The sequence below is a fragment of the Clostridium sp. MCC328 genome (genome assembly GCF_018785465.1).
Lineage (GTDB): Bacteria > Bacillota > Clostridia > Lachnospirales > Lachnospiraceae > Pilosibacter > Pilosibacter fragilis.
The window spans coordinates 112,198-128,599 of record NZ_WQPW01000029.1 but is presented as its reverse complement, the minus strand read 5'-3'; the positions used below and the strand labels follow the sequence as shown (position 1 = coordinate 128,599).

At 49.4% G+C, this 16,402-nt stretch carries 10 protein-coding genes; all 10 read right to left on the bottom strand.

Annotated elements, in window-relative coordinates; translation table 11 throughout:
• Positions 1–54 precede the first annotated feature (54 nt).
• The gene (gene mfd, locus GPK83_RS06085) at positions 55–3,669 is read right to left on the bottom strand and encodes a transcription-repair coupling factor (RefSeq protein ID WP_215704278.1); all 3,615 of its coding nucleotides are present in this window, start codon (positions 3,667–3,669) and stop codon (positions 55–57) included.
• 132 nt (positions 3,670–3,801) lie between these two features.
• Positions 3,802–4,377, bottom strand: a complete 576-nt coding sequence (gene pth, locus GPK83_RS06080; protein WP_215704277.1) for an aminoacyl-tRNA hydrolase — start codon at positions 4,375–4,377, stop codon at positions 3,802–3,804.
• A 564-nt stretch (positions 4,378–4,941) separates the two neighbouring features.
• Positions 4,942–5,847: a phosphatidylglycerol lysyltransferase domain-containing protein gene (locus GPK83_RS06075; protein WP_215704276.1), complete on the bottom strand. Its 906-nt coding sequence runs from the start codon at positions 5,845–5,847 to the stop codon at positions 4,942–4,944.
• A complete protein-coding gene (locus GPK83_RS06070; protein ID WP_215704275.1) occupies positions 5,844–8,825 on the bottom strand; it encodes an MFS transporter in 2,982 nt (993 codons plus the stop codon). The genes GPK83_RS06075 and GPK83_RS06070 overlap by 4 nt, the downstream gene beginning before the upstream one ends.
• 2 nt (positions 8,826–8,827) lie before the next feature.
• A complete protein-coding gene (locus GPK83_RS06065) occupies positions 8,828–9,670 on the bottom strand; it encodes a phosphatidylglycerol lysyltransferase domain-containing protein (RefSeq protein ID WP_215704274.1) in 843 nt (280 codons plus the stop codon).
• A gap of 76 nt (positions 9,671–9,746) precedes the next feature.
• On the bottom strand, positions 9,747–11,438 hold the full coding sequence (locus GPK83_RS06060; protein WP_015552465.1) for a HAMP domain-containing protein: 1,692 nt from the start codon (positions 11,436–11,438) through the stop codon (positions 9,747–9,749).
• A 21-nt stretch (positions 11,439–11,459) separates the two neighbouring features.
• Positions 11,460–11,846 (bottom strand): DUF4280 domain-containing protein, encoded by a 387-nt coding sequence (locus tag GPK83_RS06055; RefSeq protein WP_015552464.1) that lies wholly within the window; start codon positions 11,844–11,846, stop codon positions 11,460–11,462.
• Positions 11,847–11,849: 3 nt separating this feature from the next.
• Entirely contained in the window at positions 11,850–12,383 is a 534-nt protein-coding gene (locus GPK83_RS06050) for a hypothetical protein (RefSeq protein ID WP_215704273.1), read from the bottom strand.
• 16 nt (positions 12,384–12,399) lie between these two features.
• Positions 12,400–14,253 carry a hypothetical protein gene (locus GPK83_RS06045; RefSeq protein WP_215704272.1) on the bottom strand — a complete coding sequence of 618 codons (1,854 nt, stop codon included), beginning with the start codon at positions 14,251–14,253 and terminating at the stop codon, positions 12,400–12,402.
• Positions 14,240–16,393, bottom strand: a complete 2,154-nt coding sequence (locus GPK83_RS16805) for an AAA family ATPase (RefSeq protein WP_252196245.1) — start codon at positions 16,391–16,393, stop codon at positions 14,240–14,242. Before GPK83_RS16805 ends, GPK83_RS06045 begins: the two co-directional genes overlap by 14 nt.
• Positions 16,394–16,402 lie beyond the last annotated feature (9 nt).

Here is a 16,402-nt window from a genome sequence, read left to right as displayed (position 1 = left end):
GCATTACATTCATTTTCCTGCTTATGTATAATGCGCTATTAATATCATATGCTTTTATTTCCTGCTCTCAGCCAGTTCCCCCAGCTTCCCAAGCAATTCCTTTGCCTTCTCCATCATCGGCTCGCAATCCTTATGCTTCTTTCCCTTATCCTGATAGAATAACACTGGCTTTTCGCCCTGTGCGAAGCGAAGAGCGGTCTTGTACTCGGCGATGAGGGCCGGGATCCCGGTGACATCGAGCTTTGCCTTCGGGTAGAGTTCGATGCGGATCTCCTGGGTGTTGATATCCACCTCGGTCACGTAGGCGCGGTGGGCCAGGGCTTTTAATTCCGCTACACGCAGCAGGTTATCCACGGATTTCGGAATATCGCCGAAGCGGTCGATCAGCTCATCCTGCATATCCATATACTCGTCATCCGTCTCGATGGCGGAAATTCTCTTGTATACATCAAGTTTCAGATACTCATTCTTGATATATCCGTCCGGAATAAATGCGTCGATATCGCAATCCACCACGGTCTCAAAGGTCTCTTCCTCTTCCTGTCCGCCCTTTAAGGCAATAACAGCCTCGTTGAGCATCTTGCAGTAAAGGTCATATCCGACTGCCTCCATGTGTCCATGCTGTTCCGCTCCGAGAATATTTCCCGCGCCGCGGATCTCAAGATCACGCATCGCGATCTTGATCCCGGATCCCAGCTCCGTGAACTCCCGGATCGCCTGAAGACGTTTTTCCGCATCCTCCTTTAACATCTTATCCCGTTTATACATCAGGAACGCATAGGAGGTACGGTTCGACCGTCCGATCCGTCCCCGGATCTGGTAGAGCTGGGAAAGTCCCAGACGGTCCGCGTCCTGAATGATCATCGTGTTGGCATTCGGAATGTCCAGCCCCGTCTCGATAATCGTTGTAGACACGAGCACATCAATATCGCCGTTGATGAAATCCAGCATGATCTTCTCAAGCTGATGCTCATTCATCTGTCCATGGGCAAAAGCCACATTTGCGTCGGGCACGAGAGACGCCACATGGTTTGCCACCTCGTCGATGTTATTGACACGGTTGTATACATAGTACACCTGCCCGCCGCGTCCTAATTCTCTGTGGATCGCCTCACGGATCATCTCATCGTTGTACTCCATGACATAGGTCTGGATCGGAACACGGTCCACCGGCGGCTCCTCTAGAACGCTCATGTCACGGATCCCGATAAGGCTCATATGCAGAGTCCGCGGGATCGGCGTCGCTGTCAGGGTCAGAACGTCCACGTTCTGCTTCATCTGCTTGATCTTCTCTTTGTGGGTCACACCGAACCGCTGCTCCTCATCGACGATCAGAAGTCCAAGGTTCTTAAACTGTACGTCCTTCGACAGGACTCTGTGTGTGCCGACAATAATATCCACATACCCCTTTTTCAGTCCTTCTACTGTCTTCTTCATCTCCCCCGGTGTCCGGAAGCGCGACATCATGTCCACCCGCACCGGAAAATCCTTCATTCTCTGGACAAAGGTATTGTAGATCTGCTGCGCGAGGATCGTTGTCGGGACCAGATAGACCACCTGCTTTTCTTCCTGTACGGCTTTAAAAGCTGCCCGAAGCGCGATCTCTGTCTTTCCGTAGCCCACATCCCCGCAGATCAGGCGGTCCATGATCTTCTTGCTCTCCATGTCCCGCTTCGTATCGTCGATGGCGGTGAGTTGGTCGTCCGTCTCATCATAGGGGAACATCTCTTCAAATTCCTTCTGCCACACCGTATCCGGTCCATACTGGAAGCCCTCCGCGTCCTGGCGCGCCGCATAGAGCTCCACAAGCTCCTTCGCGATCTCCCGGACTGCCGTGCGGACCTTTGTCTTCGTCTTCGTCCACTCGGTTCCGCCAAGCTTATTTAACTTCGGAACCTTCGCGTCGGCCCCCGCATACTTCTGGATCCCCTCCAGACGGGTCGCCGGAAGATAGAGGTTTCCGCCGTCACCGTACTCGACCTTGATATAATCCTTGATGACATGATCCTGCTCGATCTTCTCGATTCCCTTGTAGATACCGAGACCATGGCTCTCATGCACCACGTAGTCGCCGACGGAAAGTTCGGAGAAGCTGCTGATCTTCTTTCCCTCGTAATTGTACTTTTTCCGCTTCTTCTTCCGTTTTTCCACGCCAAACATATCGCCCTCGGTGATGACGACGAACTTGATCAACGGATACTCAAAGCCCTTGTGGAGCTTTCCGTAGGTGACCATGATCTCCCCGGGAGCCACCGGGCGCCCCGCATCCTCCGGGCAGAAGGCGCGAAGGTCATACTCTCTTAAGTCCCCAGCAAGGCGGCTCGCCCTGGTTCTCGACGCGGAAAGGAGAACGACGCGGTAGCCGTCCTTTTTCCATTTTGTGAGATCCTTGATCAGGATCTCGAAGCTGTTCTGATAGGAGTTTAAATTTTTACCGGTCAGGCTGTATTTTGCCTTCGGGGTCATTCCCGGAAGACGCTGGTCGAGACCTGTCATGAAGATCGAGTAAGGCGTATGACACTCCGCTAGCACTGTCTTTGAAGCGAATAAGAGGTCCGCCTGCCCCGGCAGAATATAGCCCTGCTCCAGACGGTGGGACATGCTCTCACGGAACTCCGTCTCCACGGTCTCCGCTTTTTCCTTCATGCGCTGGGGCTCGTCTAAGATCAACGCGAGACCAGCTGCCTGTTTCTTTTCGGATGCTTTTCCGGCTGCCCCAGAAGACACCAAAGTGACCTTAGCGCCCACTTCTTTCATATAGTCAAGAAATGAAACCGTATCCCTACAGAAATACCGAATATACGCGTCCAGCGTCTGAACATCAAAGCCCTCTTTTAAGGATTCTACAAGCTCCCCGACAGCCCGCCGGATCCGCTGTGCCTCCTCCGGCTTTTTCTGGTCCCGGAACGCTTTTTCCTGCTTTTTCTCGTCGGCTTCCAGACGCAAAATTCCCTCTTCGATATGTTCCTTCGTGAGGATCAACTCCGCCGCCGGATAGATCGTAACTTCGTCCATCTGCTGGATCGACCGCTGGCTCTCGGCATCAAAGGAACGGATGGAATCCACCTCGTCGCCCCAGAGCTCGATCCGGACCGGAACCTCCTCCGTCAGTGGGAACACATCTAAAATTCCGCCTCGGACAGAAAACTGTCCCATGCCATCCACCTGTCCCATGCGCTCATAGCCCATGCCGCCCATGCCGGTGAGAAGATGCTTGATCTCCTCCATATCAAGTGTCTGCCCCACCATGATATTCAGGCAGCTTTCTTTGATCCTGGAAAGCGGCAGAAGATGGTCCATCAGACCATCCACCGTTGTCACAACAACTCCGCCTTCATCTTCCAACAGATGCTTAAACACCTGCATTCTCTGTCTTGTCAGAAGATTTCCGTGGATATCCGAGCTGTAAAACAGAAGATCCCTTGCCGGATACAGCCAGGTATTCGGCTCAAAATAGCTGAAATCATCGAAGATCTCCTTCGCGCGGGTATCGTCATAGGTCACAACGAGCCGCCACGGATTGTCCTTTGAGAGTTCATGCATCACATGGACTTTCTGGGAATCCGTCACGCCGCTGATCTGGACCGGGCCTTTCCCCTTGTCCAGATCCTGCTTCATATCGGTATACTCCGCCAGATCTACGAGCGGATTTGCAAAAACTTCAGCCATGGTTCCTCCTGTTTTTTGTTAGCTCTGAATATTTCGAATTGCAGATTTTTTTGAAATAATTTTAATTATCAAGTAAATACCTTGCAGCGTCATACTCAACAATGATCCATGCAGGATTTTACCTGTAAAATACTATTTCTCTTCCTTTTTGCGGTTATGATCATTCATCGCCTGCGCGATCCCCACGTTTACGATCTCGCACACCGCGTCCGCCGCTTCCTTCACCGCGTCATCCATCGTCGCCTGTTCTTCCTTTGAGAAATGCCCCAGCACATAGTCCGCGAGGTCCATTCGGGACGGCTTCTCACCGACTCCGACCTTCACCCTCGGAAATTCCTGTGTCCCAAGATGAGCGATGATACTCTTGATTCCGTTATGTCCGCCCGCGCTTCCCTTGGCGCGAATCCGTAACTGTCCCGGTGCCAAGCTGATATCGTCGTACACGATCAAGATATCCTCCGGATCTACCTTATAATAATCTGCCGCCGCGCGGATACTCTCCCCACTGGAGTTCATATACGTCTGCGGCTTCATGAGGATCACTTTCTCCCCGCCGATGACGCCTTTCCCACAGAGCGCCTTGTGCTTCTTCTCAGAGATATCTACCCCAATCTTCTCCGCGAGGGCATCCATGACCATAAAGCCCGCATTATGTCTTGTATTTTCATATTCCTTTCCCGGGTTTCCGAGACCTGCAATAATTAACATTTTTATCTCCTTTTCGAATTTCCGCTGGCCGCCAGGTATTCCCTTCCGCGGTCAATGCAGAATCTTATTTTTCAAAACCGCAACGCATTTAAGGGGCCTTTTTCCAAAGTCCCCTGATTTCTACATTTTATCAGTTTTGAACGTCCAGTGCAAGGGGCAGTTATGACAAGAATCTGCCGCCAGCAGCTCCATCATGACACCCATTCAGTCCATGATCACAGCCGTTAGCGGCAGATTCTTTTATATCCTATACTCGTTTTTCATACTCCGGCAGATACCCCCTGATGTACCGTCCGAATCGTGCGGAATTTGCGCTTTTGCGCTCCTCCCTTATGTATTCCGCGTCATGGAATGCATCTACCAATACCTTACTATATTTTAACCGTTAATTCAATACTTTTTTGCTGAATACATATCCAGAGTTTATTTGTTACTGTACACGGGTAGGAATTTTCTGAACTGAAAATTCCGTACAATACAGTGATGGTAGTGGATTTTGCCGATTCGGAATGCGAAGCATCGGCAAAATCAGTTACTGTTTGCGCAAAGCGTGAACAGTAACGTTTATTCTTTCTCCAGGATCGTATATTTCCGCTCCATCCGGACCGGGTGCATACTCTCCTTGGTCCGTCTCAGATTCTCGAGTCCCATATCGTCTTCCCGGTTCACAAAACCGGTCTTCGGATAGGAATGAAGCAGAAACTCTTTCTCCAGATAGTTATATAATCCGCGGAGCTCCGTGTTTGCTTTTTCCACATGAGTCACCGTCATGTCCATCTTCCGGCATTCCGTTCCCATAGAAAAGGCCTCCAGAATCCCGCCTACCCGGACACCTGCGATCGTAATATCTGCCTCCCTGCAGAGCCGGATCGCTTCCCGGATTCCGGTCTCCTCACTCTCCAGACGATTTAACGCATCATCACTCTCCTTTTTCGATGACCAGTGGTCGAGGAACTCCAGAATCTCGGGCTCATCTTCCGGGCCCAGAAGAACAAACTCCGCCTTCTCCCCGTAATCCCGCAGAAATCTTGAGATCCTGTTTTTCATTTTCGAATATTTCCGCCCAGGGAGCAGACGCATCTCATCCCCGGAATAAATATAGTCAAAACTGTCCCTGTCCTCCACGACCTCATAGCGGGATGGATCGGGATCGATTGCCGCAAGTGCTTCCTCATCCACCAGATACATATGCATCTTAACGCCGATTTCTGTAAAATGATCCTGAAGCCGGCGAAAATTCTCCCGCATATACTCGATTTTACAGACTGGAAGCATCGTCGCCTGATCATCATAGTCGATCTTCTGAATCCAGAGGATACCCCGCTCATCTGCAAAATATTTTGTCTCATAATATGGACGCCACAGCAGATGATATGCCAGATGTGACTCTGCACAGCCGGTAGGTCTCAGGGAAAAGTATGATTTTAATTCAATCAGCCTCTCCCCTGTAAGTGTTTCAAATTTTATCATGATCCGGAAACCTCCCCAGAGCCAACCTTTTCACCAAAGATAACGAAGATCACTGCCGCCGCAAGGATCACGGCTCCGGCGATCGTAAGTCCCCATGTGACTCCATTTACATAAATAATACCAAAGATGAACGATCCGAATACCTGAGACATATTCTCGAACAGGCTGTAGACACCCATTGCCTTATCATATCCATAACGCTGTACTTCCTTCATATCCGTATAGTAAGTGGACTGTGCCGGAAGTCCATAGCTGTCCGAAACTCCCAGAAGGATCAGCAGAACGATCAATGTCGGAATTCCCGGCCATACCGCATAGAGCAGGAAGGCACCGGCATATAAGACTGCCGCAAGGGCCAGAGATCCTTTCTGACCAATTCTGTGTGTCAACTGCTTCGTCAGGAAATTGCCGAGGCAGATAATACAGATTCCATTGATCAGGTAAGAGTATCCGATATTCGTCTCTGACATGCCAAGTTCCTCTCCAAGGAGCGGATAGAGATACGCCAGGAAATATCCACCCGCAACGACCGGGATCACGATTCCGGTAAAGTAGAGAAGTACATGAGGTGACAAAAGGAACTTAGCGGTGGACATACTTCCCTGAAGGTTTTCCGCTGATGCTGCCGCTTCCGTCTCCAGAATACCGGAGATTTTCTCCTCCCCGCTGCCGTCAAAAATATACAGTGCGCTGAATAAAAGGGACAGTATGCTCATGATTCCAACGATCATGAGAGCAGACCGGTAATTCATCCAGTTGATCAGAAACGCGCCGAATACAACGCCGCAGTTCACTCCACTCAAGGATGCCGCCGTATATCCGGTAAATCCCTCGCTCTTTTCCTCCGGATCTTTCTCCGCGATCATGACCTGAATGATCAGAAGAAGGAATCCCCATCCTGCTCCCATCACACCATTTCCGATAATAAATGAGGTGATCGTCGGAACCACCGCACGCATGCAGAGTCCGGCAACAAATAGAATACTTCCAAACAGAGCCGTTTTTCTTCTTCCGATGCTGCGAAGGACCGCGGAACCTCCGAAGGATGTCAATGCACCAAATAATACCTCAGCCGACAATGCGATCGAGACAAGAAACGCCGGCGACAATCCGAATACAGACTCCGTCTCCGCCTGTTTCATAATATAGATCGGCAGGAATGCCTTCGGAATATTGGTGACGAAAAAGATCAGAAATACCTGAATCCGCAGCATGGAGGCTGGAATACAGGTCTTATCGCCGCCTGCCGCCAGAGCCGCTCTCCTCTTTTCCTGCCCCTGTCCAAAGATCAGAAGTTCCGACACAATGAGGATCATGGTAACCGCCAGAACCGCCGCACTCGTCATGACCTCCCGGACCATTTTCCAGTTGTCCTGCTGGAAGTTATACAGATCTGTTCCGACTTCCATGATTCCCACAGCCTCACCGTTAGAGTTCAGGATCGGGGAATTTGTAAATATGAAACTTCCTTCGCTGCTGGAAAGTCCCATATATGTCATTTGTTCGTTCGTCTCAAGAATATGCTGCTCGTCCGATCCCTCAAACGGCCAGTCATACGGGTAAATTGCTCCGACGTAATCCTCAATGGAGTATGTGGAGGTGATCATTCCATCCTGGATCCGGTAGATCACGCAGTAGAGATCATTGATCTGCATGTTCCCGGAGGCAAAGATCGACCGTGCGATGGAACGGATCGTCTGATAGTCCTCGCCCTCATAATCCTGAATCGAATGGATCCTCTCAAGTTTATCCCCCGGGATCAGCTGGGCAGCAAGACCGGAAACACTGGTCGTTCTTCCTGTAATTTCCTCCGTCATACGGGCCGTCCAGTCTTTCAGAACGATCATGGTAAAGAGTGCTGTGAGGATTGCTGTTCCCGCCAGCATTCCCGCCACAATATGTATAAACTGGTCTTTACTCCTGAATACACGGTAAATGCCATAGATGAACAGGACCACACAGCCCAGAACGCAGATCGCAGCACCAGCCCATACAGCGCAGACCTGCATCTTTAAAGCTCCTGTCAGTGGGAACTCCGTCAGATATTCTGCTTCTGCTCCCAGATCTCCGACGATCACACCGTACGTATCCGTGGTTGCCAGACGATCTCCCATATCAAAATTATAATAAATCGGACTTTCTCTTAGTCCATCCTCACTCAGTTCCTGTGGAGCTGCACTTCCTGTTGTATTCATGACAAGAACTGCATCCGTCTCATTCTCCACCCGGTAAATTCCTCTGGTACCGATGTCCGCGAAATATAATTTTCCATCCAGGGAGTAATCTATATACCATGGAATCTGGAGCTTATTATCGTCCGCTGAATAAACTTTCCGGAATGAGCCGTTCTCCTGTTCCTCATAGATTTCTCCTGATTTTGTCAGATACGCACAGAAACCGGTTGCCGGGTTGATGGCAAAGTCCACAAGATACTGTTCTGCCTCTTCATATGGAAAATGGCGCAACTCACCGTCCTGACTCATAATGGAAAATCCATCTCCGCTAAACTGGAACCAGACGATCTTTCCATCCAGTCCATCAATCCTGTTGATCGCATTCTTGTAGACGCGCTCGTTTTCGTCGTACCGGATATCAGACACAACCTGAACCATCTTCCCGTTTCTGTCGTACTTTAAGATCCGTTCCTGCTCCATCTTCCGGCTTCCGGTACGCCGGACATCCAGAAGATAGATGCTGCCATCCTCTCCAGAATACATCTGCTTCGCATCATAAAATCCATTCTGGCTTCTCGTTCCATTTAAAACAAACTCGATCTGCCGGTCCTGATTGATCCGGTAGATCCTGTTTCCTGACTTGTCCGCCACCAAAAGGGATTGATCTTCACAAGTGATCACACGGTATACAGTATCCGCCATCACTGGGTGAAACGGATTGATCTCCAGCAGTTTCCGATTCCACCACACTACAGTCATCAGAACCAGCAGGAGAAGGATTCCGGCTTTCCATCTTTTTTTCATATTCATCCCATCCTTTCCACCGACACCTGATATCTCGTTTTCAGATAATATGGTGCCAGTCTCCTCTTGTAGTTTCTGAGTCCTTCCACTCCCATATCCTCAGTATAATTGATATACCTCACATGTTCCGGAAGCTCTTTCAGCAATTCTGTCTGCAGGTACTCATCTAACCCCCGGTAACCCCGACAGTTCTTTTTAAACAGGAATACAAAGGTATCCCCCTGTATGATCCCCGCCGCGTAACCGATGTCCTCTCCGTTCGAGCTCACAATGATCCCATACGTACCTTTCGGATCTGATGCCTCCAGAAAATTTGCTATCGTATCTTTCAGGCATCCATTTGTACAGGATGGACACTGATGATAACGGCAAAATGCCCGGTTCACGATATCCCTGCAGGACGAAACATCCAGGATCTCTGTATGCCGGACCGATGGCCGGTAATTTCTGATAAAATATCGTTTATTGTAGCGCTCTCCCGGCTTTTCAAAGGCTTGTTCCAGTTCCTCCCGCCGATAGATATAATCGCTGTAGGCTTCATTCGATGAAATCCTGACCCGGTATCCGGAAAGTCCGCGATACCAGAATATCTCTTCCTCCCTGACATCCCGAAACAGGAGTTCCTCTCCGTCTTTCCGGCTCTCCCCATACAGCTTGTCTATCAGTCTCTGAAACGATTCTCCACTATACATTCCCAGAGGCATATAGAGATAGGATTTCTTCTCTATCCGGTCATAGATTCTGATACAGAGATAATCCTCTTCGATTCGGTATTCCGCTGCACAGACATCCTGCCACGCCAGAATACTTTCCACGGATATCGTGGACGGAAAAATCCCGCCCATTCTGCTGGCCCGTTTTTCATATTCTTTTTTTACGGAATTTGTAAACACACAATACCCCGACATTTTCTTTCTTCCATCAGAAATCCTCGATATACACGTTGATCTCCGATGTATCCTCCTTCATATAATACTTGTTGCAAAGATACAGGTATTCCCTCGCCGCGTAATCACCCTGGGAAACCTTTAATACCTCAACAAAACATCTTCTCGCCTCATAAAAGCGTTTTGCCATAAAATGCTTCACACCGTCCTCGAAGCTCTGTTTTGTATATTCCTTGATCTCCCGCAAAGCCTCATCGTCCCCATCATAAACATCATAGATCTTCTCCAGGGAATCCGTTGCGCTGACATGGATCATTCCGAGGATCCTCGCGTGATATCGGCTGTCAAAATTCGGGATCCGGCCGACTGCCGTTCCTGTCACAAGAATTCTTGCCTTATATTTTCCGGCAACCTTTCTCAGATAATCGACCATGGAGATCTGTTCCGACAACGTAACCTCTGAAAGTCTCCGGTCATGTCCGACGATTCCTACCATCTGGCTCCCAATGGAGATGGCAAACGCCAGCTCTATGTCCGCAAATTCAGGCATGCGTCCTGCCTTTTTTTCTTCATTTAGTTTCTGGCAGATACTGATGGCACTGTCCAGGGCATTCTTGCCGACTTTTGTATAGATTGCGCTGAGTCCCCCGTTAAAGTAGGAATCTACTACGCCGTCCTTTTCCATAATAACCGGCACACTGAGCTGATACACACGGTTCAAAAAACCAAACAGTTTCCCGGCATCCATCTGTCTCGTTTTTTCTTCAAAATTGTTGATCTGCATCCGCAGAACCTCAAGGGGAACCGTGCGGTTATCCCCAAGATTGATCTCTTTAATGCTCTTTTTCCCCAAAATCTCAAAGATTGCTGACGGAACAAACTTATAATAACCATCATTCAGATCCATGATCTCCTGAATATGGGCTCCGATGTTAAAGGACATTCTGTTGAATACTTCCGATATCTCCCCAATCTCATCCCGGCTCTTAATTGGTACCTGTACACCGAGTTCCCCGTCTGCCATCTTTTCTACACCGTTTTTCAGGATACGCACCGGTGAGATAATACTGCTGTTCACGAGTACGAGGAGTACCAGAAAACATCCCGTTATCAGCAGTGCCATCATAACCAGCAGATTCTTGAGGCTGTACTTTAAGAAGGTCTGGATCTCATCCATCGTAAAGTCCACGCCAACGACAGCTACCGGTGTTCCCGTATGATCTTTTACCGGCACATATGCCGATGCCAGATATCCTAACTGAGTCATGGTCGGCTCCAGATCGCTGTTTGGCTCTCCGGTGGCCATCGCTTCCTTTGCCAGCTTAAAGTTCTCATTCCAGTCACCCCGGTCTCCAAGCTTTGCCAGATAATTTGTCTCGTTTGCCGCCGCCGCATCAAACAGATAAACCGTTGAATCCTCGGAGACCGGCTTCACTACATAGAGATACAGCACTCCGGACTGTTCCTTGATATTGTCCAGAATTGCTTCCAGCCGGTCATATTCTTCATCTCTTTCCCGTGTAATGCTGTATCGGACCAGCTCGTCTCCGTCCAGATAAGATGCCGCAAGCTTTGCGATCGTCACTGCTTCACTGGCGTACCGTTTCATCATGGAGCTGCGGTATGTACGGTATGTCACTGCGCCCACCGAAAACATGATGATCACAGCAAAAAGCAGAAACAACACTGCAAATTTTGCCCGAAGGCCAAAGATCCGTTTCTTCATAATCTGCTCACTTCCTAAGTTTTAAGGTATCTGTATGTTTGTCGTTCCCGGGTTCGTGATCTGGATCACGCCGCCATAAGCGCAGATGGCCTTCGAACTCTGGTTCAACGCCGGCGTATTTCCGACGAGAACTGTCGGTGACCCCGGTGACCACGGCGCCGGGATCACCGGAATGCATGGCATCGGAGTTAAGACTCCGAATGCCGCAGCCGTCGCCGCTGCCACAGCCGGATTCGCCATGGACTGACACATTCCGAAGGGCATAACATTTTTCATCGGCACGTGATCCATGATCGTCGCCACCGGCATGGACGATACCGTCTTTTTTTCCGGCGTCACCATAAGAGTGGACGGTGCCATTCCAAATGAGCAGGTACACATAGCACCTCCAAGTACACAAAATCCCATTTCTTACCTCCACCCGGCTTCCAGTTCATGTCCGACAGCCGCCATAATGACCTCGGTCGGCGTTCCCTCGATCCGGCTTGCCAGAAGTCCCTCTGCCATCTGCGCATATTTGACGAGATTTAACAGGATCTCACCCACGACGCCTTCATCAGGGAGAGCTTCCTTTTCCATCGCCATCACATAACGGTAATCAACTCTTGCCTCATGCCCACTTGCCCCCGGCACATAGGAAAAGCTGCCTATCAGTGTCAGCATATTCAGTTGATTCACAAAAACGATCAGCTCACCCGCCGGGATCCTGTCTATTTTTAATGGGATCTGAAGATAGATCTGAAGATACTTTGTAAATTCGGAATCCTCATCCGGGAGATCGATATATGTAAACACCGCTCTCTCGTCGCAGTCTTCCTCCACAGGAAGGACCGCTGCCAGAGATGGATAGTCTGTTTCCTCTCCGATCAGTTCCGTCTCCCACTCCAGATCGTCCAGGAGCTCTTGCAAGCTCCTCAGATCCCGCAGTTTTAAATCATGTTTCATTGATTCCCGCTCCTCTTTACTTTCCGGCTCCGAAGGCCTCTGCCATCGCTTCAATCAGTTTTTCCTTGCTCGGAGCCCCGATCAGTTCCGGCATGTCAACTCCCATTCCTACCAGCATATTTTCTGCGTAGTCATAACTCTCCGCCGCTTTCCGGATGCTGCCCGGATCGGCCTTATTGAGGTCGATCTTTCCTTCCCCATCCAGATAACCGGAGACTTCCGCCATATTGTCGTAAATATGTTCCGCGTATTTATTCCGGAATACCTTCTTGTTCTCCTTTGATCTGGCATGTCCGAAGACACTTTTCCCATACTCAAAGGCCTTGCTTCCCACAAACTTTCCGCCGCTGACAATGCTGTTTCCAAGCTTGATCGACGCAGAAACGATATCACCGGTTCCCGGGAAGAATTTTGCGATATTGGCCGCTACATCCACACCCTGCTGGGCCAGCGCGATCGTCGCATCTTTTTTCTTGTTTTTGTTCTTATAGATTACTTCCTTCAGCTCATCGTACTGTTCCACCGACTCCGCTTCTTTTGCCATGTAATAAAGATGCTTTCCGCCGTCTTTTTTTGAATCTGCCGCCTGTCTCATCGTATCTCTGGCGTCACTGCCTCCTCCGATCAGACCGCGTTTCTCTCTTTTTCCCAGTTTCTTTGCATCAAGCTTCACCGCTCCGCTTTTGTCTTCTCCGACAAAGCTGTACAGCCCCTTCAGCTCCGGATCGTTCGCATACTTTTTCTTTCGTTTTAACATCCGCTCCTTCAGGAGTTTTTTCTGTTTCCTGAGTTTTGAGATTCTCCGCTGGCTCATGACAAATTTGTAGCCCTCACTGAAAAATGTGATTCCATTTTTAATCAAACCGATGATCGCCCCGATAAACGGGAAAGTCGAGAGTAGTTCCGCAATCTTTCCCGCCGCGCTGGCCAGAATGGAAGCGCCTTTTGTCACGATTCCAACGAACTTGTCAAGGATGTTTTCGCTGCTGCTCTTATTTAAGTCCTTGATGAAGAAGATCGCATCTTTCACCAGCATCGCCGCGTCCTTCATCATGCCGAAAACTCCATCCATAGGTTCTGATTCATCCTTGGCATCTGAGATTGCCTTCGCTACCTCCTCCACATTTTCCCTGATCTCTCCGGCCTGCTCTTTCGCCTCCATTCCTGTTTTCAGCGATTCTTTATCCTCATCGCTGAGCAGGGACTCGCTCAGACTTGTCAGCTCCTCCTTCATCTTTCCAAAGAATCCATCTGCTTTTTCCTGATAGCCCGGATTGTCCTCAAATAAGCGGACCCGCCGGATCAGCTGCAGCATTGGCTTATCTTTTCTCATTGTCCGGAATCGGTCAATCAGGCTGTTCTTCTTCGCAAGCTTTGGATCTTTTTCGATCTCCTCTTTTCTCTTTTCGACCGAGGTCAGCAGTTCGCTGTACAGTCGTTTTGCCGTGTCGATTCTGGACATCGCCGACTCATAATATTCCTGCGCCTCCGCCTTTTTTTCCTCGTTTCCGGTATCTTCCATCATCCGTTCATGACAGTTGACCGTTCCTTCCTCTAAAAGGGACATTTCATAGAATTTCACATTTGATGCCTGTCGGATCTTATCCAGCTTTTTTATACTGTAGACAGAAGAAAGAGATTCCTCTGTAAACGCAAACCGGTTCGAGTATTCACGTGCCCGTTCACTGCGCTCCTTCATATCCGTGTACCAGTCTGTCTGATTTTTCTTTACCGGCTGTGTGGTCTCCTGTTCTATCTGGGAAGGTGCTGTATCCTTTTCCTGCAAAGCTTCCTTTGCCTTTCCGGAAAACTCTGCTTTTTTCGCTGTGCGGACAGGATCTTCTTTTTTCTTCTTTTTAAATAATGGCATGGCTCGTATCCTCCTTTCGGTTCATCAGGCTGTAATATGGTCCAAAATCTTCCCGCTGAAGGTTTTTTCCTGACTTTTTCATCTCTTCTTTCAGACAGTTCAGGATCTGCTCCATCTCAACTTCTGTTCCTGCTGCCGCGGCCCGGAATGCAGCTGAGACAGCAATGTTCTTGATGCTGCTTCCCGAAAGTTCAAACTGTCCTGCCAGAAATTCGAAATCCACGTCCTCACTGACCGGAGTCTGCCTCGGATATACCTGACTCCAGATTTTCAGACGCCTTTTTGCATCCGGAAGCGGAAATTCGATCATAAAGCGGATCCTTCTCTTAAACGCCTCGTCAAAATTCTGAATATAGTTTGTCGCAAGGATCACGATCCCCTCATATTCTTCCATCTTCTGAAGAAGATAGGCAGTCTCGGCGTTCGCGTATTTATCCTGGGCATCCTTTGCCTCTGACCTTTTTCCAAACAATGCATCTGCTTCATCAAAAAACAGAATGCTCTGGCTCTTTTTCACCTCTTCAAAGATCTCCCCAAGGTTTTTTTCTGTCTCACCGATGTACTTTGACATGACACTGGAGAGATCTGCCTTATAAAGCTCCAGATGGAGTTCCCGCGCCAGAACCTGCGCTCCCATTGTCTTTCCTGTCCCCGGCGGCCCGTAGAACAGCATGGATACGCCTTTTCCGTAGACCATTTTTGAGGCAAATCCCCACTTTCCGTATACCTGATGGCTGTATTCGATCTGATCGCAGGCATTTCTTAACATCTGCTTTCTGTCCGGCGGAAGGATCAGGTCATCCCAGCCATATGCAGGTTCGATCTGCATGGCCCGTTCCCCGAGCCGGTGGCTTACCTGATGCCTGCATGCGCGGTACAGATCCTCCTCCTCTGCCCGTTTTCCTGTCCACTGTACCGACCGTGACGTCTCAGCGGCGGCAGACATGATCTGGCCCGGGTGGAATGTGAATTTTCCGGCAAGGATCTCGAGCCGTGCATGTTCTGTTTGAAATGTTTCCGGCATTGCCTCCGGGTGCTGTCTCAGCGCCTCCTCCCACAGAGTGATCCGCTCCCCAATATCCGGAGGCGAAATCTCCAGTTCCGTGACCGGAGCCGGGAATTCTTCCCGGCTGTAGGGCCATGTCTGATCTGCCAGCAGGATCACCTGGGGAAGATGCATAAGGATCTTTTCGACAACCCCAAGAGCCTGATACATTTTTCCATTCTGAAACAGGAGATGAAAGTTTCGTATGCAGAGTACCGCCCTACGGATCTGTGTTTCCCTTATCATCTCATCTAAAAGCTTTCCGGGATCGTTTCCATCAAGTTTTCCGATATCTGCCTCCAGACAGAATCTCCCAAGCTTTCTGCATGCATGACGGATCATAAAACGTCTCCCGGAACCCGGGTGTCCAAAGAGATACAGGATCTTCTTTTCTTCAGACACCGTTCCCAAAAGAGCAGCCGTCCGTTCCATCTGTTCTTCCCGGATCACCATCGGCTGTTCCTCCAGATCACTTCCGTCATAGAGCCGGCAGAATCCTTCCAGCTTTTCAGGCTCTGTTTCCGGTGATAAGAGAAATTGAAGGATTCTCGGATCCAGTCTCATCTCTGTTCTGCTCTCCCGGGAATTTCCCGTACCGAAAAAGAAATCGAAGGTTTCTTTTTCCTCAAGCATGTTCCGCATACATTCGATTCTCACCCTGCTGTCTGCCGTATAAAGACAGAGTCCAAGTTCCAAGGTTGGATATATCTTTTTGTAATTCTCCGGAATCTCCTGAAAAAGTTCTCCTGAGTTTCGATCCAGTTCCGCGGCCAACGCCAGACTGACACAGTGTTTCAGATATTTTCCGGCTTTTTGGATATGAAACAGATATTCCAGAGGGATGACCGTCCGTCTCCTGACTGACTGTTCTGCTTTGCGGTGCATCTCCTCAAAACTATGTTTTCCTCTTCGAAGGATCTGTGAAAGCTCCAGAATGCCTTCCCGGGACACTTCCGTATCCCGGATTCTTCCCTCCCCGGCAAACACAGATTGTTTTTTCCAATTCAGGTACTCACCGGCAAGGCTGCGGACATTTATCAACAGCTCCTGTACATATTCATCTGCGTTCATATATTGATCTGTCTCTCGCTCCATCCGGTCTCC